We start from the raw sequence: 21,565 nt of genomic DNA on the forward strand, positions 1-21,565 counted from the left end.
CGGAGCACACGCCGCTCGTCCCGGCGCCCGCGTCCCTGCGCCCGCCCGGCGCTCGCGCCCCCGCCCGCCCCCATCCCGCCGTACCTCACCTCCCTCCCCCCGAACGCAACGCGCCCGGGGATGATCGGTAAACGAAATTTGTCCGATTAGCGCGTATCGTCACCTCATGCCCACGCCATACGGATCCCGCGGCGGCATGGCGTTCAGCGCGGACGAGCTGCGTGTGCTCCGACGTGCTCTCGCCACCGCCCTCCACCCCGCCGCCCTCCAGGACGAGGACGTCCAGGACTGCCTGCGCCTCGCCGAGTCCCTGGACGACGCCGTCCGCGAGGCCGGCCGGCTGCGCGCCTTCCTCCTCGCCGACCTGACCCGCTACCGCGAGGCCCTGCCCGGGTCGCTCCCCGGCTATCTGGAACTCCTCCAGGACGCCCTCGCCGCCGGCTACGACCCCGAGGCCGACGACCTCGCCGCCCTGCGCGCGCTGCGCGCCCACCCCCGGGCGGCCGGCCTCCTGGAGCGCTGCCAGGTGCTCGCCGAACGCTCCGTGCGCGCCCGCCTCGCCCGCGTCACCCAGGCGACCGCGCCCACCACCCCCACGCCGACACCTCCCCGGCCCCGCGCCAGGCTGCTCGCCCTGCCCGGCGGTCGGGCCGCCGCCGACGAGCCGAAACCGAGCACCCCCAAACCACCCGTCCCCGGTGAGCGGCCGGTGCCCAAACCCTCCGAGGTGTTCCCGCCGCGCCGACGCCCCGTACCGCCGCCCCCGCCCGAGGAACGCGTCGCCGGATAGCTACTCTGGACGCCATGGACTACGTATCCGCGCTCCTGCCCCCCGTCGTGATGGCCGCCTTCTTCATCGGTCTCGTCGTCACGATCGTCAAGAGCCAGGGCGGCCCCAACAAGGCCAAGGAGGACGCGGCCGTGGACGCCGCCCCCGCCCGCGCCGAGGCCACCCGCCAGGCCGGCGGCGCCTCCTAGGCCCAGGCCAGGGCCTGGACCCGGGGCCCGTCTGGGAGGCAGGCCCCAGCCGAGCCGTACCGGGGCGGCCGAGCCGCCCGCACCGAGGACGTGCGACCGATTTAGAGTCGTACGTCCTTTTTATTGCGTTTACTACGTCAATAACCAGCCATTCCCGCGACGCGCACTATGGTGGGGGTTGTGCCCCGTCAATTGGGAGAGCTCGAAGACGCCGTCATGACACGCGTCTGGCAATGGAACCGTCCGGTGACCGTCCGGGAAGTCCTGGAGGATCTCCAGCAGGAACGGTCCATCGCCTACACCACCGTCATGACCGTAATGGACAATCTCCATCAGAAGGGCTGGGTGCGCAGGGAAGTCGACGGGCGTGCCTATCGATATACCGCGGTCTCCACCCGGGCCGCCTACTCGGCCGCCCTGATGAACGAGGCCTGGTCCCAGAGCGACAACCCGGCCGCCGCACTCGTCGCCTTCTTCGGGATGATGTCGAGCGAGCAGCGCGAGGCGCTCACCGACGCCATCCGCATCGTCGGGCACAACGTCCCCGACCCGGGCACCGCGGAGAGCGCCTCCCCGAGTGCCCCCGAGGGCGGCCCCACGGGCGGGGCCCAGGGTGACTCCGGCGCGGCGGACTCGGGGCGATAACGTCCCCCCATGTCGTCGTCCTCCTCCGCTTCAAAAGCCGTCACCGTTCGCCGTGCCCGCACCAGTGATGTCGCCGCGGTGCGACGGCTCGTCGATCCGTACGTCCGCCGCGGCATCCTGCTCGACAAAGCGACGGTGACCCTTTACGAGGACATCCAGGAGTTCTGGGTCGCCGAACGCGACGAGGACGCGGTGGTCGTCGGCTGCGGCGCACTCCATGTGATGTGGGAAGACCTCGCCGAGGTACGTACTCTCGCCGTCGATCCGGAGTTCAAGGGCGCGGGCGTCGGACATCACGTGCTCGACAAGTTGCTGCACACCGCCCGATGGCTCGGTGTGCGCCGGGTATTCTGCCTGACCTTCGAAGTCGACTTCTTCGCGAAGCACGGCTTCGTCGAGATCGGCGAGACTCCGGTCGACGGAGATGTGTACAGCGAGCTCCTGCGTTCCTATGACGAGGGTGTCGCCGAGTTCCTCGGTCTCGAACGAGTGAAGCCGAACACCTTGGGCAACAGCCGGATGCTTCTGCACCTGTGATCGTAACGAGCGCGCGGAACCCTATGTCCGAATCGCGTACGTTTCCCGCGTTGCCGGGGTTCTGAACCTCTGCCAGGGGTTTGTGTTTTTCCGGGAAAAGCGGTTTCCTTTCCGCGTACTGCATTTTCGATGAAAGGAAATCCGGTGGCACAGAAGGTTCAGGTCCTTCTTGTCGATGACCTCGACGGTGTCGAGGCGGACGAGACCGTGACGTTCGCGCTGGACGGCAAGACCTACGAGATCGACCTCACCACCGCCAACGCGGACAAGCTCCGTGGCCTCCTCGAGCCGTACACGAAGAGTGGTCGGCGCACCGGTGGCCGCAGCGCCGGTACGCGCGGCAAGGGCCGGGTCGCCACCGGCGGCAGCCCCGACACCGCGAAGATCCGCGCGTGGGCCAAGGAGAACGGCTACAACGTGAACGACCGCGGCCGTGTCCCCGCGGAGATCAAGGCCGCCTACGAGGACGCCAACCGCTGAGGCGTCCGCTGCTGGGACACCGGCCACGCGTCGGGGCGACCACCCAGCAGCCGCACCCGGTGGCACTCCGCGGCGGCGGCGGTCACGAGCCGTACGAGACAGGGGGCGCCCGCATCGCCCCGCCCCGCGGCCCGCAGGGCCGGCAGCGAGGATTCCCCTTCGTGGCCCGGCTCGGGGGCGCGCAGCCACACCGCGGCGCCCGGCGTGCCGGAACCGCTCCATCCTGGGGGGATGGGGGCGGTCATCCGGCCGCCCGCGCCCAGGGCGGCGAGATCCAGTGAGATCCCGCCCCACTCCAGCCAGTCGAGCAGCCCCGGCAGCTCCTCCGCGCTCCCCGCGGCCACGAGCAGTCGCATCCTCCGCCCCATGAGGGCCACCGGTCCGGTGGCGAGGCCCCGCCTGCGCAGCACCGCCCGGCCGGCCGCCGCCGGCAGCTCCAGGACGTCGAAGCGCACCCCGGTGACCAGCTGCACCGGCGGGCCGTCCACGGCCGCCCAGCCGAGCTCGTTCTCGTACCACCGCGCCGGGTCGCCGTCGAGCGGCGTGCGGGGGAGCGGGACGGTGAGGGGCATGCCCGGGGAACTCCCGGGAGGACGTGTTGGTTACGCCTGACGGTGACGCAGAGTCCTCGGCCCGGCGCGGAGTGTGTCCGGGTTGGACGTCTGTGCGGGGCTACGGGTGCATTCGAGAGCGCAAGGATGTTCGCCCGTAGCGGAGGGAACCCGGGAGTTTCGCATGGACTGTCAGTGCTTACGGGTAAGACATTCCTAGTGAGGAGGGGCGACTCGCGGGCTTCGGCGTCTCACGTTCGCCATCGGCGTACTCAAGGCGCGGGTAACTGCTTGGCCTGCGGGAACATCGTCTCGCACCATCGGGTTGGAGCATTTGTCGGCTGTTCGGCAGCAGGTCTCCCCGCAGACAAGGGGGTGATCCGGACGGATGTCGGCAGTTGGAATGAGCGGTCCCCGCTTGCGGGACTAAGCTGCGGAAGGACAGGGAGGGGATCGACCCCTAACTGACTGACCGCTCTGAGGAGCGATTAACGATGTTCGAGAGGTTCACCGACCGCGCGCGGCGGGTTGTCGTCCTGGCTCAGGAAGAAGCCCGGATGCTCAACCACAACTACATCGGCACCGAGCACATCCTCCTGGGCCTTATCCACGAGGGTGAGGGTGTCGCCGCTAAGGCCCTGGAGAGCCTCGGGATTTCGCTCGAGGCGGTCCGCCAGCAGGTGGAGGAGATCATCGGGCAGGGGCAGCAGGCCCCGTCCGGGCACATCCCCTTCACCCCTCGCGCCAAGAAGGTCCTGGAGCTGTCGCTCCGTGAGGCCCTCCAGCTCGGCCACAACTACATCGGCACGGAGCACATCCTGCTCGGCCTGATCCGCGAGGGCGAGGGCGTGGCCGCCCAGGTCCTCGTGAAGCTGGGCGCCGATCTCAACCGGGTGCGGCAGCAGGTCATCCAGCTGCTCTCCGGCTACCAGGGCAAGGAAGCCGCCACCGCCGGCGGTCCTGCCGAGGGCACCCCCTCGACGTCCCTGGTCCTCGACCAGTTCGGCCGGAACCTCACCCAGGCCGCTCGTGAGTCCAAGCTCGACCCGGTCATCGGGCGCGAGAAGGAGATCGAGCGGGTCATGCAGGTGCTGTCCCGCCGCACGAAGAACAACCCGGTCCTCATCGGCGAGCCCGGCGTCGGCAAGACCGCCGTCGTCGAAGGCCTGGCGCAGGCCATCGTCAAGGGCGAGGTGCCCGAGACCCTCAAGGACAAGCACCTCTACACCCTCGACCTCGGCGCGCTGGTCGCCGGCTCCCGCTACCGCGGTGACTTCGAGGAGCGCCTGAAGAAGGTCCTCAAGGAGATCCGCACCCGCGGCGACATCATCCTGTTCATCGACGAGCTCCACACCCTCGTGGGTGCGGGTGCCGCCGAGGGCGCGATCGACGCCGCCAGCATCCTCAAGCCGATGCTGGCCCGCGGTGAGCTCCAGACCATCGGTGCCACCACGCTCGACGAGTACCGCAAGTACCTGGAGAAGGACGCCGCCCTCGAGCGCCGCTTCCAGCCCATCCAGGTCGCCGAGCCGTCGCTGCCGCACACGATCGAGATCCTCAAGGGTTTGCGCGACCGCTACGAGGCCCACCACCGTGTCTCCATCACGGACGAGGCCCTCGTCCAGGCCGCGACCCTGGCCGACCGGTACATCTCGGACCGCTTCCTCCCGGACAAGGCGATCGACCTGATCGACGAGGCCGGCTCCCGGATGCGCATCCGCCGGATGACCGCGCCGCCGGACCTCCGCGAGTTCGACGAGAAGATCGCCGGCGTCCGCCGGGACAAGGAGTCCGCGATCGACTCCCAGGACTTCGAGAAGGCGGCCTCTCTCCGCGACAAGGAGAAGCAGCTGCTGGCGGCGAAGGCCAAGCGGGAGAAGGAGTGGAAGGCCGGCGACATGGACGTCGTCGCCGAGGTCGACGGCGATCTGATCGCCGAGGTCCTCGCGACCGCCACCGGCATCCCGGTCTTCAAGCTGACCGAGGAGGAGTCCTCGCGGCTGCTCCGCATGGAGGACGAGCTCCACCGGCGCGTCATCGGTCAGAGGGACGCGGTCATCGGCCTCTCGCGGGCGATCCGTCGTACGCGAGCCGGTCTGAAGGACCCCAAGCGCCCCGGTGGCTCGTTCATCTTCGCCGGCCCGTCCGGCGTCGGTAAGACCGAGCTGTCCAAGGCGCTCGCCGAATTCCTCTTCGGCGACGAGGACGCGATGATCTCCCTCGACATGTCGGAGTTCAGCGAGAAGCACACGGTTTCCCGCCTCTTCGGTTCTCCCCCCGGATACGTGGGCTACGAAGAGGGCGGCCAGCTCACCGAGAAGGTGCGCCGCAAGCCGTTCTCCGTCGTCCTCTTCGACGAGGTCGAGAAGGCCCACCCCGATATCTTCAATTCCCTTCTCCAGATCCTGGAGGACGGTCGACTGACCGACTCCCAGGGCCGGGTCGTGGACTTCAAGAACACGGTCATCATCATGACGACCAACCTCGGGACCCGGGACATCTCGAAGGGCTTCAACCTGGGCTTCGCCGCCCAGGGCGACACGAAGTCCAACTACGAGCGGATGAAGGCGAAGGTCAGCGACGAGCTGAAGCAGCACTTCCGCCCGGAGTTCCTCAACCGTGTGGACGACGTCATCGTCTTCCCGCAGCTCACCGAGGACGACATCCTGCAGATCGTCGACCTGATGATCGGCCGGGTCGACGAGCGCCTGAAGGACCGGGACATGGGCATCGAGCTCTCCCAGTCCGCGAAGGAGCTGCTCGCCAGGAAGGGTTACGACCCCGTTCTGGGCGCCCGGCCGCTGCGCCGGACGATCCAGCGCGAGATCGAGGACTCGCTCTCCGAGAAGATCCTCTTCGGCGAGCTGCGCCCCGGTCACATCGTGGTCGTGGACACCGAGGGCGAGGGTGAGCAGAAGAAGTTCACCTTCCGCGGCGAGGAGAAGTCGGCGCTGCCGGACGCCCCGCCGATCGAGCAGGCGACGGGCGGCAGCACCGGCCCGAACCTCTCGAAGGACGCGTAAGCGTTCCGATCGCATGACAGGGGCGGCCCCGGACTCGGAAGAGTCCGGGGCCGCCCCTTTTGGGCCACGGCTCCCGGCTACGGCTCCGGCTACGGCTCGACGGTGAGGCGGTCGCCGAGGGCGGCGGCGCCGAGGATGTTCCTACGGCGGACACCGGAGACCTTGACCTCGAGATCCGTCAGCGGATGGAACGGGGTGAGGTCCAGTGTCAGGGAGGGACAGCCGCCGATGTACAGCTGGGTGAGCCGGGAGCAGTCGAGGGAGCGCAGCTCGTCGAGCGTGGTCATACGGGAGCTGGCCAGGATGGCCAGAAAGGAGAGGGCACGGTCGCCCAATTCCCGCGCGATCGTGCCCGCGGGGTAGTCGCCTCCGAGCATGACGGCACTGACGTGGGGCACATCGCGGAGCAACCGCAGCTGCTGGACGGTGCTGACGCCCACCGGTTCCCCCGCCGGCAGATGGGGGAGGACCTGCCGGGCGAAGCCCTCCGCGGGGAAACAGTCCCAGTCCCCCGAGAACCGGCGGGCCTCTCCGTTCTCGGCGAAGGCACGGGCGTACGGGAGGGCCTGCGTCCCGCCGATCGCGGTGATCAGTCCCGTGACCGCCTCGACGGCGCCCTTCGTCACCTCTCCCGGCCCCGGCAGCAGCGGCAGCACGTAACCGCCGAGCAGCGCCAGCTGGCCCATCTGTTCCGATCCTCTCGGCGGGATCACGGACCGCACGGCCGTGCGGACCCGCTGGTGCAGAGGCTCCGACAGCCAGGCCGCGTGTTGGGCGCAGAGCGCCGCCAGGACGTACAGGGTGGTCTTCGTGTCCCGTTTCCGGGTGGCGGAGCCCGCCGCGAGCAGGCCCTCGACCAGGACCGGAAGCTCACGCCTGGAGCAGTGGCCGGCGGCGAGGAGCAGGACGTCGTGCCACTGCTGATCATGAGCGTGGCGGAGGAGTTCCTTCAGCAGGTCGTCCTCGACGAACTCCTTCGCCGCCAGGAAGTCCTGGAAGGTGCGGTGGGCGAACTGGAAGACGTCGTCCGTGCGCTCCTGGAGGAGGCCGCTCCGGTTGATCAGGTGGGTGAGGATCTCCTCGCTCGTGCCCTGCGCCTGGACGCGGGGCATGCCCGGGAGCGTCCGGTCCAGGCGGTGCAGGGCCTGCTCGCGGGTGAACTCGGTCTGGCCGCCGCGGACCAGCCAGGCCGCCAGGCGCTGGAGGAGCTGCTGGTGCTCCTCCACGTTCATGCGGATGCCGTCGGGGGCGTCGATCCGACGCCGTTCGTCACGGGTGCCGAGGAGCATCTGGAGCGCCGAGGCGTACAGCTCCCAGCGGGTCTCGGGGAGGAAGCCCTCGTGCAGCCGGTGCAGTGCGCAGATCACCGCGCAGAGGAGCGGGGTGCGGGCCAGCTCGGAGAGGGACGGGTTGTGCCGGAACTGCTGGGACAGGTCCCGTTCGAGGTCGTCGAGAACGGCCCGGTCCCGTTCGTCGGCATCCAGCCGGGCCGCTCCGTGCCAGGCGGCGACGAAGGCCTCGATGTCGGGGCCGCGCAGCGGGAGGAGGGCCAGTTCCTGGAAGTCCTCGGCCCCGAGCCAGTCGGGTTCGACGGCGTGGGGGCGTACCGTCGCGACGCAGCGCGTGCGCGGGTAGCGGCAGAGCAGTCCGCAGAGCCAGGCGTGCGCGTCTTCTCGGTCCCGCTCGGGTACCTCGTCCAGGCCGTCGACGAGCAGCAGCCCGCGGCCCGCCGCGAGCACCCGCCCGACCCAGCCGTCGGGCGCCGTGTCCACCATCAGGCCTGCCACTGCGGGCAATTCGGCGGGGGCGGGGAAGCCCGCGCCCCGGGCCCGCAGGGTGCGCAGGGGGACGACGAACGGCACCAGGCCGTTGAGTTCGGCCAGCTCCCCGCCGAGGGTGCCGGCGGCTGCGTGGGCGGCCAGCCACCACACCAGGGTGGTCTTCCCCGCGCCCGCGTCACCGCGCAGCAGGACCCGGGGGCGGGCGGCGAGCAGGTCGTCGATCCGGCGGGGTACGGCGACGCCCTCCCGGTCCCGTGAGACGGCCTCCAGCGAGAGATAGGCCGTGTCGAGGTCCCATTCGGCGGCGCGCTTGCCGAGTTCGTCGAGACCGAAGATCCGGGTCCTGCGATAGGCGGCGCCGAGGGCCTCGGCGTACTCCTGCTCGTACGGGGAGTCGCCGGTGGTGTGCGGGGTGTGGGCGGTCGTGGTGGGCGCGTCCCAGCCGGTCGCGTCCTCGAACGCGTCGGCGAAGCCGTCGGCCGTGACGATGGCGCTGATCGGTACGCATTCCAGGCGGCGGTGGCCGCGGCCGCGCGGGACGGCCTTGACGATGCCGAGAAGGGAGTCGCCCACGTGGACCGGCGCGCCGGACAGGCCGGCGAGGGGCGAGAGGCCGTCGGCCCGCTCTGCGGCCGGGGGCCGGTCGAGTTCGAGGATCATGGTGCGGCGGATGAGCCCCGCAAGGGGCAGGAGGGTGCCGGTGTACTGGTCGCTCTCCAGCTTCCGGCCCTCGTCGTAACGCTGTACGCGCGGAAAACCGACGACCTCGCAGCCCGGCAGCGGGCGGTCGGTGGCGACGGCGGCCGGCCGGGCCATCGACCCGGGCACAGGGGCGTCACCGGGTAACTGGAGGAGCGCGGCGTCGAGCCGGGAGTCCGACCAGACCAGGCGGAAGAGGCGCCGGCCGGCCGTCCCCGGTGCCGCGACCCATGCGTGGTTGTCCTGCCCGAGCACATGGGCGCAGGTCAGGACGGTCTGTGAAGTGAGGAGGACCCCGCTGCCCTGCTGCCCGGAGTACTGGGCCCGGACGGCGACCACGCCACGGGCGACCGGCGCGTCGGCATCGCGGCCCATCAGTCGCCCGTTCCGGCGCCGCCGAAATCGGAGGTGTCTGCGGCGTCCTCGTTTCCGACGAGCCACGCCCCGCCCGTCGCCGCGTTCCGGGGCTTGAGGGTGAAGGAGACGCGATGGGTCTCGCCCCGTGTCCGGGAGGCGTCGGCGCCGGCCTCGACGACCCAGGCCTTGACCTTGGCCCCGGCCTTCACCTCCTTGCGGAGCTCGATGGTGAACTCCATCTCGATGTCGCCCACTTCGAAGGCGACGGGCCGGCCGGTGGAGCGGGCGGCGGCCTCGACGAGTTGGTCGCGTACGGACTCGATGGCGTCGGCGAGCTCGATGTCGGTCCTGATCGGAACGTACCGGGGGAGGGCGGGGGCGGGCACGTCATGTGATGACTTCGACGGCGGGGAGATGCTCCTCGCCGACGGTCTCGGCGCCCAGCAGGATCGCCACGGAGAGGTGCTGGAGCGGGGCCAGCGGTGAGACGTCGTGGGGGCGGCTGCGGGGGAAGCCCACGAGGGTCACGCGTTCCAGCCCGGGGAAGAGGCGGGCGATCCGGGCGAGGGGCGGATCGGCGCGTTCGCAGCGGAGGTCGAGCAGGGTGACGCCGGGCAGCCGGACCGTCTCGGGACAGCTGGACAGGATCCGCGCCGTCGTGCTGAGCCCGTCGAGCCGCTCCATCGAGGCGACGGCCTGCCACTGCTCCTCGGTGAGCCGGTCCCCCTCGTGAAGGCTCAGGCTCAGGCTCAGGGAGTTCAGCAGGTTCTCGGCGGGGACGGCCTCCAGGAGGGAGAAGTCGGAGGGTTCGAGGCGCACGGTGGCGGCCGACGCGAGCTGGGGGTGCAGCGCCTCCAGTCCCCAGGCGGAGACGCCCCGGCGGATGTCCAGGTGCTGGGGGCGTACCCCCATGTGCGCGATCTCGTGGGCCTGTTCGTCCGAGCGGACGGTGAAGTGGAGCAGGTCCGGGTCGAGCCGGGCGATGATCTCCCGCGCGTACGGGGCGGTCTCGAACCGGGACCAGGCCCACATCAGCTGTGAGCGGACCAGCACGTCGGGGTGGTCGACGAACTGCGCGAGGAAGGGCAGGGCCGCATCGCTCCGCACATGGGTGGCCGCGATGACCACCCCTCGCGCCTCGTCCGCGTCCAGCCCCTCCGGCCCCGGCAACAGATCCAGTACCGCCCGCCCCACCGACGCCAGTTCCCGCGCCTCCCCCGGATCGCGCGGCGGGATCACCTCCGCCGTCCGTGCCAGGATCCGTTCCCGGATCTCCGGGGACACCTCCGTCGCCTCCTCCAGGGCCGTCGCCGCCACCACCAGGATGCGGAGCTGGGTGCGGCGATCCTCCGTCGCGTCGGCCGCCTTCAGCAACTCGCCGAAGATCTCGGCGCATTCGCGCGGGCGGGCGTGGCCGACCGCCATGCGGATGACGTCCTCCCACTGGTCGTCCGCCGCGTGGTCGACGAGGACGCCGATGTGCCAGTCGTCGACGAGGGCCTTCGCCGCGAGGTGGTCCTGGAAGGTGCGGTGGACGAAGTCGACGGTGTCCGGGGCCGGTTCGCGCAGCAGGCCGCTGCGGTGCAGCAGGTGGGTGAAGACCGCGTCCGGGTCGTCGAAGCCCGCCGCCTCCGGGACGGCCGGGACGGCCGAACGCACGATCGACTCGGCGCGCGAACGGTCCATCTGGGTCCGGCCGTTGAGCGTCAGCCAGTACGCGAGCCGTTGGATCAGCTGGATCTGCGGGGCCTCGCCGAGCTCGATCCCGTACGGCGCCCTCATGTCCCGCTCGCGGTCGCGTCGCGCGAGGAGCATGGAGAGCGCGGCCTCGTACAGCGCCTTGCGGCCCCGGGGGAGGAATCCGCGGCGGTCGCGGTGCAGGGCGCAGATGAGGCCGCACATCAGGGGGTTGGTGGCGAGCTGGGCGACGTGCTCGGCGGTGCGCAGGGCGTCGAGGAGGGGCTGTTCGTATGGCTCAGCCTCCGGTCCCGCGGCCTGGTGCCAGCGGTGTACGAAGGTGGTGACCTCGGCGCGGGACATCGGGGAGAGGGTCAGTTCGGTGAAGCCGTCGGGGGTCAGCCAGTCGTCGCCGACGGCGGTGGGGCGGGAGGTCACCAGCCAGCGGTTGCCGTCGTAGGCGGCGAGGAGGTCGCGCAGCCAGCCGCGGGCGCGCCCGCGCTCGGCCTCGGGGACCTCGTCGATGCCGTCGACGAGGACCAGGCCGCGCCCGGCGGCGAGGACGCGGTCGGCCCAGCCCTCGGGCGGCGTGAGCGGGCAGCCGGCGGCGGAGAGGAAGCGGTCGGGGGCCGGGAGCCGTTCGCCGTGGCGGGTGAGGGTGCGCAGCGGGAGGACGAAGGGGATGCGGTCCCGGAGGTACGCCATGCCCTCGGCCCGGCTCTCGGTGGCCGCCGAGACCGTCAGCCACTGGACGAGCGTGGTCTTGCCGGAGCCGGCCAGGCCGCGCAGCAGGACCTTGTCGTGGCGGGCAAGGGCGAGGTCGGCGCGGAGGGAGTCGGGCAACCGGTGGAGGGGGACGATGTCGTCCGGCGGCAGCTCCTCGTCGGAGAACGTGGGCGTCGGCGTGCCGAGGCCGTCGGCCTCCCGGACGCCGCCCCCGGCGGCCGGGAACCACGGGTCGAGCCCCGTGGGCGCCGTCGCCTCCAGTGACAGGTACGCCATGTCCAGCGGCCACCGGTCCGGCGAGCGGTGCAGGTCGATGCCGTAGATCGTCAGCCGGCCGTGCTTCTTCGCCAGGTGCTCCAGATAGCGCCGCTCGAACTCCGTGTCCCGGCCGTCCGGCCGCGGGGTGCGGGTGATCAGGGCGTCGACCTTGGCGATCAGCTCGGCCTGGCCCCGTGTCTGCTCGACCAGGGTCCGTGCCACGAAGGTCGAGCGCTGGGTGAAGAACTCCAGGATGTGCAGGCAGGCCCACTCGGTGAGCGACGCGAGGAAGAGGACGGAGTCCGTCGACAGGCCGTCGGGGGCCGGAGCGGCCGCCCGCAGGCGGCGGGCCAGATCGCGGTGGCCGAGGCGGACGGCCTGGACGTCGTCCATGTCGAGGTCGCCGAGGGCGAGGAGCGTGGTGGCGAGGGTGTCGGTGACGGCCTCGGTCTCGTCGGCGGGGAACGGAGGCTCGCCGCGGTCCGTCAGGGCGCGCTCGACCAGCGTCGCGGCGAGCGCGCGGACGTCCCTCTCCGTCAGGGTGCGCTTCTCGCCGCGGAAGGAGACGAGGCCGGAGAGGCGGATACGGCGCCCGTGACCGGGCAGGCCCGCCCCCGGGAGATCGCTGACCAGGAGTTTCCTCAGCAGCGGGCCGATCGCGCCGGAGGCGAGGCGCAGGCCGATGAGTGCTGGATCCATAGGTGTCCCCCCCGTACGTCCCCGAAGCGGTCAGCGTAGTGCGGGACGGTGTTCGACGGGCCCTGGTTGCGTGACCCAGGTCGCATTCGGGGTGGGGGCGCCGTGACAAGGCGCACAGGCGTTTCGGACGGTACTAGCCGGAATAGTGCTGGCGTTTGGTGTCGATTCGGGACGTTCAGGGTCATGGTGGCGGGACTTTGGTCCCGAGGGGTCACGAACCGCCTGGGGTGAGCCCTCTTGGTCGCAAAGGGGCAGGTCCGACGTGCGGATAAACCGCTTCTCTTGGGGTGGTTTGTCCGAATTCAGGTCGAGGGTCCGGGGTGGTCAAGACCTGAACTTCCAGGGAGATCGCTACGACGTGATGTCGTAGATGGGGTGTTTTGGCCCGGATGGGGGTCCGGGTTACCAAGGGATGGCCAGCCCGGCGCACCGCTCGCGTCGGGTCCCGTTCTGCCCGGAGGTTTTCCCCCGTATGTCGAAGCGCGTCATGAACCCCGCCGCCCGTGTCACCGCCGTTGCTCTCGCCACCGCGGGCCTGGGAGCGACGCTGGTGGCCGGAGCAGGGTCCGCCTTCGCCGCCGAGGGCAAGGCCACCCTCGCGTCCGCCGCGACCAGCGCGTCCGCCGCCGTCGCCGCGCAGGCCGATGCCCAGGCCCTGGCCGCCACCCAGGCCACCCAGGCCGCCGCGGCCAAGCAGGCGGCGGCTGCCAAGCAGGCGGCCGCGAAGCAGGCGGCCGCCAAGAAGGCCGCCGTGAAGAAGGCCGTCAAGAAGGCCGCCCCGGTCGCCGCCAAGAAGAGCCCGTCCTGGGTCAAGCCGGTCAGCTCCTACACCCTGACCGCCAGCTTCAACCAGGGCGGCGCCATGTGGTCCCACAAGCACTCCGGCCAGGACTTCGCCGTTCCGGTCGGCACCGCCGTCAAGGCCGCGGGTGCCGGCACGGTCGTGAAGGCCGGCCCGAACGGCGGCGGTGACGGCCCGGCGTACGGCAACGCCATCGTCATCAAGCACGCCAACGGCAAGTACTCGCAGTACGCCCACCTGTCGAAGATCAACGTGGGCATCGGCCAGAAGGTCGGCGCCGGCCAGAAGATCGCGCTGTCCGGCAACACCGGCAACTCCTCCGGCCCGCACCTGCACTTCGAGATCCGTACGACCCCGAACTACGGCTCCGCGCTCAACCCGGCCGCGTTCCTGCGCTCCGTCGGCATCACCATCTGATCCGACGCGAACGGCTCACCGGGCGCGGTGCGCCTGAGTGATCAGGTCCAGGGCGACCTCGAGGACGGCTTCACGCTTCTCCTCGGGGTCGCCCTCGACGTTGTCCATGAAGAACATGCCGGCGTGCATCGTGAAGAGCGCGCTGATGCAGCGGACCCGCTCGGTCAGGGCGAGGTCCGGCTCCTGGATCAGGCCCGACAGCGTGATCATGCGCTCCTTGAAGGTCAGGCCGATGCTCAGCTCCCGCACCGTGGCCTGGTTCTCCTGCATGAAGCGGAACAGCGGGACGGCGCTGCTCAGCGCCACCTGGTAGCGGCGCAGGATCTCCTGCTTGACCTCCAGCGTGCGCGGCTGCTCCTCGGCCCACTCGATCAGCTCGTCCATGGGGCGGGTGAGGTCGTGGAAGAGGCCGATCAGGATGTCTTCCTTGGTCTTGAAGTGGTAGTAGAGCGCGGCCTTCGTGACGTCGAGCCGCTCGGCGATCTCGCGCAGCGAGGTCTTCTCGTAACCCTGCTCGGCGAAGAGTTCGAGAGCCACGTCCTGGATGCGCTGGCGGGTGTTGCCTCGGGCCATGGCTGCTCTCGCTCTCCCACACGTTTACTTACTTGACGACCGGCAAGTTACGGGTTTACCGTCCCCGAGTCTAGTAACTAGCCGGGCGGCAAGTAAGCGGCCGGGCGAGGGTGTGGGGAGCGGGAAGCATGGCGACGACCGAGACAGTGAGACCGACCGAGGAAGAACGAGAGCCGCGCAGCGTCCGCGTCGTCCTTCTCGCCCTGATGATCGCGATGCTGCTCGCGATGCTCGACAACATGATCATCGGCACGGCCATGCCGACGATCGTCGGCGAACTCGGCGGACTGGAGCACCTCTCCTGGGTCGTCACCGCCTACACCCTGGCCACCGCCGCCTCCACCCCCATCTGGGGCAAGCTCGGCGACATGTACGGCCGCAAGGGCGTCTTCCTGACCGCGATCGTGATCTTCCTGATCGGGTCCGCGCTCAGCGGCATGGCCCAGGACATGGGCCAACTCATCGGCTTCCGCACCATCCAGGGCCTGGGCGCCGGCGGTCTGATGGTCGGCGTCATGGCGATCATCGGCGACCTGATCCCGCCCCGTGAGCGCGGCAAGTACCAGGGCATGATGGCCGGCGTGATGGCCCTCGCCATGATCGGCGGCCCCCTCGTCGGCGGCACCATCACCGACCACTGGGGCTGGCGCTGGTCCTTCTACATCAACCTGCCGCTCGGCGTGATCGCCCTCGCCATGGTCACCGCCGTCCTCCACCTGCCCAGGAAGGAGCGGGCCACCGGCACCCGGATCGACTTCCTCGGCGCCGGACTGCTGACGGTCGGCATCACCTCGATCGTCCTCGTCACCACCTGGGGCGGTACGGAGTACGCCTGGGGCTCCGCGACCATCGTCGGACTCTCGCTCGCCGGTGTCGCCGCGCTCGCCGCGTTCCTGTGGGCCGAGACCCGCGCGAGCGACCCGATCATGCCGCTGCACATCTTCCGCAGCCGGAACTTCACCCTGATGTCGGTGATCGGCTTCCTCACCGGCTTCGTGATGTTCGGCGCGGTCCTCTTCCTGCCGCTGTTCCAGCAGTCCGTCCAGGGCGCCTCCGCGACCAACTCCGGTCTGCTGCTCCTGCCGATGCTGCTGTCGATGATGGTCGTCTCGCTGATCTCCGGCCGGATCACCACCAACAGCGGCAAGTACAAGATCTTCCCGATCATCGGTACCGCGCTGATGGTCCTGGGCCTGTTCCTGCTCGCCCAGATGGACACCGGCACCTCACGGCTCACGTCCGGGATCTACATGGCCGTGCTCGGCGCCGGCATGGGCTTCCTGATGCAGATCACCATGCTCGTCGCGCAGAACAGCGTCGACATGCGGGACATGGGCGTCGCGTCCTCCGCGACCACGCTCTTCCGCACCCTCGGCTCCTCGTTCGGTGTCGCGATCATGGGCGCGCTCTTCACCAGCCGCGTCCAGGACGAGATGGCGGCGCACGGCGGCTCGGAACTCACCCAGCAGTCGGCCCAGCTCGACGCCGCGAGCCTGGCGAAGCTCCCGGCCGCGCTGCGCGAGGCGTACCAGGACGCGGTGGCCTCCGGCACCCACTCGGCCTTCCTGGTGGGCTCGGCGGTCGCCGTGATCGGCTTCGTCCTGGCCTTCCTCGTCAAGGAAGTGGCCCTGCGCGGAGCGGGCCCGGCGCCGAAGGCGGCGGTCGACGCCGAAAGCGGTGAGAGCCCGAAGGCCGTCGAGACGGTCTGACACCGCCGACGGCTGACACCGCTGACGGCCCGACACCGCTGACCGTCCGACACCGCTGTACGGAGGAAGGCCCCTAGAAAGCGCCCCGGGCGCTTTCTAGGGGCCTTCGTGCGGACGGAGTACGGCCTCAGTCCGCGAACTTGATCACCGGGAAGCTTCCGGTGTTCGTCGGGGCGTGGTCCGGCAGCCAGAGCACCGCGATCGCGCCGCCCGCCCCCTCCGGGGTGCCCTCGGGGGCCGCGTTGCGGAAGGTCAGGCGGGCGCCCAGCACCCGGGCCTGACCGGCCGCGATCGTCAGGCCGAGACCGTGACCCTGGCCCGCCCGGTCGCTGGCGCCGGTGCGGAAGCGGCTCGGGCCCTCGCGCAGCAGCGCCTCGGGGAAGCCCGGCCCGTGGTCCCGGACCCGTACCACCCGGCCCTCGACTGTGACCTCGACCGGCGGCCTGCCGTGCTTGGCCGCGTTCGCGAGCAGATTGCCCAGGATCCGCTCCAGGCGCCGGGGGTCGGTGCTGACCCAGGACTCGTGGACGACCTGCACCGGCGCCTCCGGATCCAGCGCCCGCACCCGCCGCTCCACGAACTCGCCGAGCGCGATCTCCTGGAGCTCGGCCCGCTCCGACGCGCTGTCGAGCCGGGCGACCTCCAGCACGTCCTCGACCAGCGTCCGCATGGCCTGCGCCCGATCCCGTACGAGTTCGGTCGGACGCCCGGGCGGCAGCAGCTCGGCGGCCGTGAGCAGGCCGGTCACCGGGGTGCGCAGCTCGTGCGCGATGTCGGCGGTCACCCGCCGCTCGGCCTCGATCCGTTCCTGGAGGGCGTCGGTGAGCGCGTCGACCGCCCGGGCCAGCTCATCGGTCTCGTCCCGTACGACTCCTCCGATCGCGTCCCGCACCCGTACGTCCGTGTTGCCCTGCGCGACCCGGCCGGCCGCGGCGGCGGCCTTCCGCAGCCGGCGCGAGAGCTGGGCGCCGATCAGCACGCCGAGCGCGCAGCCGCCGAAGACCACCGACACCGAGCCGATGACCAGGGCCCGGTCGAGATCCTTCATGATCGTCGCACTGCGGTCGGCGAACGGGATGTGCAGCGACAGGACGTCCCCGTTGGCGAGCGGCACGGCCGCCCACACATCGGGCGGACCACCGTGGCGGTGCTCCTGCACATACGTCCCGCGCCGCTTGTCCCGCATGAGCTGGTCGAGCTGCGGCGGCAGCATCGGATCGTTGATCTTGGTGCCGAACCGGGGCTCCTTCGGCTTGGAGCTCTCGTACATCCGCTGGGCGAAGAGCAGCCGCTCCATCTGCACCTCGCGCGCGTTGTCGAGCATCGAGACGCGCGCCGAGTTGTGGACCACCAGGCTCAGGGTGACCGCGATGAGCGCGCCCACGGCAGCGATGGCGACGGCGATCTTCCAGCGGACCCCCGTACGGAGGGCGGGCGGTTTCACCTGCTGACCTGCTTCATCCCTTGAGCTTGTAGCCGAAGCCGCGGACCGTCTCGATCCGGTCCTGGCCGATCTTGGTGCGCAGGCGCTGGACGTGGACGTCCACCACCCGGGTGTCGCCGCCCCAGCCGTAGTCCCAGACCCGCTCCAGCAACTTGTCGCGGGAGAGCACCGTGCCCGGCGCGGAGGAGAACTCCAGGAGCAGCCGCATCTCGGTCGGGGTCAGCCCGACCGGCGCGCCGCCCCTGCGGACCTCCATGCCCTCGGTGTCGACCTCCAGCTCACCGAAGACCAGCACCCCGCCCTCGGGCGTGTCGGCGCGCCGCGCGTCACCGGCCGCCGGGCCGCCCGCGTGTCCGAAGCGGCGCAGCACCGCCCGGATCCGGGCCACGAGCACGGATCCGTCGAAAGGCTTGGTCACGTAGTCGTCCGCGCCCGCCTCCAGGCCCAGGACGACGTCGATGGAGTCGGCGCGTGCGGAGAGCATGATCACCGGAACGGTCGACTCGTCGCGGATCCGACGGCACAGGCTGACGCCGTCCATCCCGGGCAGCATCACGTCGAGCAGCGCGATGTCGGGCCGGTTCGCCCGGAACGCCTCCAGGCCCGAGAGCCCGTCGGGCATGGCGGTCACCGCGAAGCCGTCCCGCTCCAGTGCGAGCTGGGTGGCTTCGCGGATGACGTCGTCGTCCTCGACGAACAGCACATGGGTCTCGGCCATCGCGCCCTTCCTGGTTCCTCGTCGTTCCTCGTCCGCCGCTGCGTGCTGGTTCGCGAGTGGTCTTCGTCCGTGCCGTCTCTGATCCGAGCCGGCGCTCAGTTGCCGGCGGTCTCGGCCGGTGCGGGGCCGTCCAGGCCTCCGTCGCCGACCGCCCGGCTGTAGTCGTTGTGCACCCAGTCGTGCTGGGTGAACTTGTTCCCCGCCCATCGGTACGTGACCACGTCCTCGCCGGAGGGGTACGCCACCGGGTCGCCCTTGGCGTACACCTGCTTGGTGACGACCAGGTCGCCGCGGTCGATCGTGGCATAGACCGCCGCGTCCTCCGCCATGAAGACGTTCTTGTACCGGTCGTTCTCCTCCCGGTACACATACGTGCCGATGCCGACGGCATCACCGCAGGTCATCACGTTGACGACGACATCGGGCGAAGGTCCGCCGGTCAGGTTCCCGTAGGAGGTGTCCACCGGGTAGGCGTCCGCGACACAGGGCTTCAGGTCGGCCTTCAGACGTTCGCCGATCTTCGGGTCCGCCTTGATCAGCGCGATCGGATCGACCCGCTTGGCGGCCTGTCCCGCGGAGGCGGAGGAGGAGGGGCTCGGGACCGCGGAGGCCACCTCGTCCGCGCGGGCCGCTCCCTCGTCCCGGGAGCCCGTACCGCCCGTCGAGCAGCCGGCCAGGAGCATGCCGGCGGCGGCGAGCCCGGCCATCGCCGTTCTGCTCGCCGCCCGGGGGTCCGGCCGGGAGCCGCCACCGGGCCCCTCGTCGCCGTTCCGTCTGGCGCCTAGGCCGCGCACCGGTCCTGCCCCCGTTCGTCACGTCGTACGGTCGACCGCTCCAGCGCGCGGGCGTCCTCGACGCCGCGGCTCTCCAGCTCCTGACGCAGACGGGCCAGGGCTCGGTGGAGCGTGGACTTCACCGTACCCGTCGACATGCCGAGCGCCGCGGCGGTCTCCTCCGTGCTCATCTGCTCCCAGTGGCGCAGCACGACGACGCTGCGCTGCTTCGGCGCGAGGACCTTGAGGATGTCCATGAGCAGGGCCCGGTCGGCGTGCTGCTCGGTGGCGTCGTCGACGGACGCGTCGGGGAGCTGCTCGGTGGGGACCTCGTCGAGCTTGCGGGCGCGCCACCACTCGGTCCGCGTGTTGATCATCACCCGGCGGAGATAGGCGTCGGCGAGCGACTTGTCGGCGATCCCGTCCCAGCGGCCGTACGTCCGGACCAACGCGGTCTGCAGGAGGTCCTGCGCGTCGACGGGGTCGGGGACGAGACGGCGCGCGCTGCGCAGCAGCGCGTCCTGCCGAGTGCGTACGTACTCCTCGAAGTCGAGTACCTCGCCATGCGACATCCCGACCGCCTCCGATCCCCGTGACCTGCTCGTTTCCCTGACGTCGATGACGCTACGGAGCGGTTGTCACGGGCCTGTCCGGGGCAGCCGTCGGCGGACGCACGGCTGCCCATCGGTTGTGTAACGGGACTGGCTCCGCACGGGGCGGGCTCCTCACGGGGGCTCCGCACGGGGCGGGCTCCTCACGGGGCGGGCTCCTCCGGGCCCGGAGCGGGAGGGGCCCGGAGCGGGAGAGGCCGGGAGCGGGCTGCCGCTGCCGGGCCCTGGACGGGAGGGGGCTTCTCGGGCCCCGGACGGGAGCCGCGGCGGTGGCCCGTCCGTACCCCGGCCGCTCAGGACTGCGGCAGGCGGTAGAGGCCACCCTCCAGCGGTTCCACCAGGCCGTCGGCGACCAGACCGTCGAGCGCGCGGGCGCGCTGCACCGGCTCGTCCCAGACCGCGTCCAGAGCGGACTGCGGTACCGCGGCAACCGCCTCCCGGAGCACGGCGAGGAGCCTGCCGCGCACCTGACGGTCGGTCCCCGCGTACGTCTGGCCGCGCCGCGGCGGGCCGTCGTGGGCCGGCTTCCCGGAGAGCCGCCAGACGCACCGCGTCGCGATCGGGCAGCGCCCGCAGTCCTCGTTCTTCGCGGTGCACACCAGCGCGCCGAGCTCCATGGACGCCGCCGCCCAGCGGGCCGCCGTCCCCTCGTCCCGCGGCAGCAGCTCCCGCGCGAGCCGGCGCTCGGCGGCGGTGGTGGCGTTCGGCGGGTACTGGATGCCGGTGGCCGCCCGGGCGAACACCCGGCGGACGTTGGTGTCGAGGACCGCGTGCCGCTGCCCGTACGCGAACGAGGCCACCGCCGCCGCCGTGTACTCCCCGATCCCGGGCAGCGCGAGCAGCGAGGCGTGCTCGCTCGGTACGTCGCCTCCGTGCCGCTCCGTTATGGCCACGGCGGCCGCGTGCAGCCGGAGCGCGCGCCGGGGGTAGCCGAGCCTGCCCCAGGCGCGCACGGCCTCGCCGGGCGCCTCCGCCGCCAGATCGGCCGGGCGCGGCCAGCGCGCGAGCCACTGCTCGTACACCGGCAGGACCCGCACGACGGGGGTCTGCTGCAGCATGAACTCGCTGACCATCACGCCCCAGGCCCCCGCTTCCGGGCGGCGCCAGGGCAGGTCGCGGGCGTGGCGGTCGAACCAGGCGAGGACGGGCCCGTGCAGTTCGGCGGCGGTTGCCGGGGCGACGGGGGCGTCGGTGAGGGGGGTGTCGATGGAAGTCATGGCACCCCCGATCCTGGCACGTCTAGTACGTGCCGTGCCGCACGCCCTCGGGGCGCGCGGAGGCGCGCGGGCGCGGCCCGCGCCCGGCGCACCACACCACTGCGCCGTTGCGGCTCGACCGGGCCGTTTCCACCAGCGCCCCTACGGGCCGGGTCACCGCCTTGACGACGAGGAGGGCGACCGCCGCGCCGAGCAGCAGGCCCACCGTCACGTCGTGCGGGTAGTGGACGCCGACGAAGACCCGGGAGAAGGCCATGAGCAGCGCCATCGGCGCGGTCAGCCAGACGATCCCGCGCCAGGACAGGGCGAGCGCGACCGCCGCGGCGCCCGCGATGGCGGCGTGGTTGCTCGGGAAGGACCAGTCGCCGATCGGCGGGCAGGGGACGAGCGGGGTGGGTGCGCCCGCGACGGCCCGGCACGGACGTTCCTCGTCCACCAGCGACTTGAGCACCTCGCTCACCACGTACCCGAAGGCGGTCGCGAGCGGCGCGAGCAGCGCGAGGGCCATCGCGTCGCTCCGCCCGGCTCTGGCCCGCCACCAGCCGACGAGGAACAGCACGCCGAAGAGCAGCAGCCCCGCTTCCGTCCACACCTCGGCGAGCCACCGGAACCAGTGCGGGGTGGTGTGGGCGAAGTCGGCGACGTCGAGATACAGATCGCCCGAGACGTTGGGGCCCGAGAGGCCGGAGGGAGCGGCGAGCGTGGAGGGGTGGGAGAGGTCGGGGAGGTCGGAGAGGTTGTTCATGGTCGGAGACGCTAACCGGCGGCCGAAGGACGGCGCTCGTGGCGAAGGGCCACCGTGACCCCTGACGAAAGTGGGGGTCGGCGGCCCTGAGGCGGTTCCGGATGTGATCATCGGCAAAACTTGGTGCTCGGGGCGGCGGGTGGGG

The 21,565-nt window shown here is 71.2% G+C and carries 19 protein-coding genes; 8 read left to right on the plus strand and 11 right to left on the minus strand.

The genetic code is table 11. The annotated features are described in order from the left end of the window. The first annotated feature begins 196 nt into the window (after positions 1 to 196). The 5 genes from J7E93_RS27930 to J7E93_RS27950 all read left to right on the plus strand — a co-directional run bounded on the left by J7E93_RS27930 (position 197) and on the right by J7E93_RS27950 (position 2,640). Entirely contained in the window at positions 197 to 790 is a 594-nt protein-coding gene (locus J7E93_RS27930) for a hypothetical protein (protein ID WP_215072770.1), read from the plus strand. A gap of 14 nt (positions 791 to 804) precedes the next feature. Beyond that, positions 805 to 978 carry a hypothetical protein gene (locus tag J7E93_RS27935; RefSeq protein WP_215072748.1) on the plus strand — a complete coding sequence of 58 codons (174 nt, stop codon included), beginning with the start codon at positions 805 to 807 and terminating at the stop codon, positions 976 to 978. 180 nt (positions 979 to 1,158) lie between these two features. Further along, the gene (locus J7E93_RS27940) at positions 1,159 to 1,623 is read left to right on the plus strand and encodes a BlaI/MecI/CopY family transcriptional regulator (RefSeq protein ID WP_215072749.1); all 465 of its coding nucleotides are present in this window, start codon (positions 1,159 to 1,161) and stop codon (positions 1,621 to 1,623) included. A 9-nt stretch (positions 1,624 to 1,632) separates the two neighbouring features. Beyond that, positions 1,633 to 2,160: an amino-acid N-acetyltransferase gene (locus J7E93_RS27945; RefSeq protein ID WP_215072750.1), complete on the plus strand. Its 528-nt coding sequence runs from the start codon at positions 1,633 to 1,635 to the stop codon at positions 2,158 to 2,160. Between the two features lie 144 nt (positions 2,161 to 2,304). Continuing rightward, on the plus strand, positions 2,305 to 2,640 hold the full coding sequence (locus tag J7E93_RS27950; protein ID WP_215072751.1) for an Lsr2 family protein: 336 nt from the start codon (positions 2,305 to 2,307) through the stop codon (positions 2,638 to 2,640). Here J7E93_RS27950 and J7E93_RS27955 read toward each other — a convergent pair. Next, positions 2,619 to 3,212, minus strand: a complete 594-nt coding sequence (locus J7E93_RS27955; RefSeq protein WP_215072752.1) for an SCO3374 family protein — start codon at positions 3,210 to 3,212, stop codon at positions 2,619 to 2,621. The two genes, J7E93_RS27950 and J7E93_RS27955, sit on opposite strands and share 22 nt — an antisense overlap. Positions 3,213 to 3,685: 473 nt before the next feature. Between J7E93_RS27955 and J7E93_RS27960 the strand changes: the two genes are divergently transcribed. After that, the gene (locus tag J7E93_RS27960) at positions 3,686 to 6,214 is read left to right on the plus strand and encodes an ATP-dependent Clp protease ATP-binding subunit (protein WP_215072753.1); all 2,529 of its coding nucleotides are present in this window, start codon (positions 3,686 to 3,688) and stop codon (positions 6,212 to 6,214) included. A gap of 89 nt (positions 6,215 to 6,303) precedes the next feature. Here J7E93_RS27960 and J7E93_RS27965 read toward each other — a convergent pair whose 3' ends face one another. Genes J7E93_RS27965 through J7E93_RS27975 form a run of 3 tightly spaced genes read right to left on the minus strand, consistent with a single transcriptional unit; the run spans position 6,304 to position 12,411 of the window. Continuing rightward, positions 6,304 to 9,069 (minus strand): serine protease, encoded by a 2,766-nt coding sequence (locus tag J7E93_RS27965; protein ID WP_215072755.1) that lies wholly within the window; start codon positions 9,067 to 9,069, stop codon positions 6,304 to 6,306. Then, positions 9,069 to 9,437, minus strand: coding sequence for a trypco2 family protein (locus J7E93_RS27970; protein WP_308368811.1), 369 nt, complete (start codon positions 9,435 to 9,437; stop codon positions 9,069 to 9,071). Before J7E93_RS27970 ends, J7E93_RS27965 begins: the two co-directional genes overlap by 1 nt. Before the next feature lies 1 nt (position 9,438). After that, the gene (locus J7E93_RS27975; RefSeq protein ID WP_215072757.1) at positions 9,439 to 12,411 is read right to left on the minus strand and encodes an NACHT domain-containing NTPase; all 2,973 of its coding nucleotides are present in this window, start codon (positions 12,409 to 12,411) and stop codon (positions 9,439 to 9,441) included. A 472-nt stretch (positions 12,412 to 12,883) separates the two neighbouring features. On the opposite strand from J7E93_RS27975, the gene J7E93_RS27980 reads away from it, so the two are divergent. Continuing rightward, positions 12,884 to 13,630, plus strand: coding sequence for a M23 family metallopeptidase (locus J7E93_RS27980; RefSeq protein WP_215072758.1), 747 nt, complete (start codon positions 12,884 to 12,886; stop codon positions 13,628 to 13,630). A gap of 15 nt (positions 13,631 to 13,645) precedes the next feature. Here J7E93_RS27980 and J7E93_RS27985 read toward each other — a convergent pair whose 3' ends face one another. Beyond that, complete coding sequence (locus J7E93_RS27985; protein ID WP_215072759.1) at positions 13,646 to 14,203, minus strand: TetR/AcrR family transcriptional regulator; 558 nt, start codon at positions 14,201 to 14,203, stop codon at positions 13,646 to 13,648. A 128-nt stretch (positions 14,204 to 14,331) separates the two neighbouring features. Here J7E93_RS27985 and J7E93_RS27990 point away from each other — a divergent pair, with 128 nt between their 5' ends. Then, a complete protein-coding gene (locus tag J7E93_RS27990) occupies positions 14,332 to 15,912 on the plus strand; it encodes an MDR family MFS transporter (RefSeq protein ID WP_215072760.1) in 1,581 nt (526 codons plus the stop codon). Positions 15,913 to 16,039: 127 nt separating this feature from the next. Here J7E93_RS27990 and cseC read toward each other — a convergent pair whose 3' ends face one another. The 6 genes from cseC to J7E93_RS28020 all read right to left on the minus strand — a co-directional run bounded on the left by cseC (position 16,040) and on the right by J7E93_RS28020 (position 21,420). Beyond that, positions 16,040 to 17,356 carry a two-component system sensor histidine kinase CseC gene (cseC, locus tag J7E93_RS27995; RefSeq protein WP_215072762.1) on the minus strand — a complete coding sequence of 439 codons (1,317 nt, stop codon included), beginning with the start codon at positions 17,354 to 17,356 and terminating at the stop codon, positions 16,040 to 16,042. 13 nt (positions 17,357 to 17,369) lie between these two features. After that, positions 17,370 to 18,074 (minus strand): two-component system response regulator CseB, encoded by a 705-nt coding sequence (gene cseB, locus J7E93_RS28000; protein ID WP_215072763.1) that lies wholly within the window; start codon positions 18,072 to 18,074, stop codon positions 17,370 to 17,372. 95 nt (positions 18,075 to 18,169) lie between these two features. After that, positions 18,170 to 18,781 (minus strand): hypothetical protein, encoded by a 612-nt coding sequence (locus J7E93_RS28005; protein WP_251067196.1) that lies wholly within the window; start codon positions 18,779 to 18,781, stop codon positions 18,170 to 18,172. 74 nt (positions 18,782 to 18,855) lie between these two features. Then, positions 18,856 to 19,419 carry a SigE family RNA polymerase sigma factor gene (locus J7E93_RS28010; protein WP_158988241.1) on the minus strand — a complete coding sequence of 188 codons (564 nt, stop codon included), beginning with the start codon at positions 19,417 to 19,419 and terminating at the stop codon, positions 18,856 to 18,858. Positions 19,420 to 19,751: 332 nt separating this feature from the next. After that, positions 19,752 to 20,675, minus strand: a complete 924-nt coding sequence (locus J7E93_RS28015) for an A/G-specific adenine glycosylase (RefSeq protein ID WP_251067197.1) — start codon at positions 20,673 to 20,675, stop codon at positions 19,752 to 19,754. 22 nt (positions 20,676 to 20,697) lie between these two features. Further along, positions 20,698 to 21,420, minus strand: a complete 723-nt coding sequence (locus tag J7E93_RS28020) for a phosphatase PAP2 family protein (protein ID WP_215072766.1) — start codon at positions 21,418 to 21,420, stop codon at positions 20,698 to 20,700. Positions 21,421 to 21,565: the final 145 nt, after the last annotated feature.

This window comes from Streptomyces sp. ISL-36 (assembly GCF_018614205.1).
In the GTDB taxonomy this organism is placed as follows: domain Bacteria; phylum Actinomycetota; class Actinomycetes; order Streptomycetales; family Streptomycetaceae; genus Streptomyces.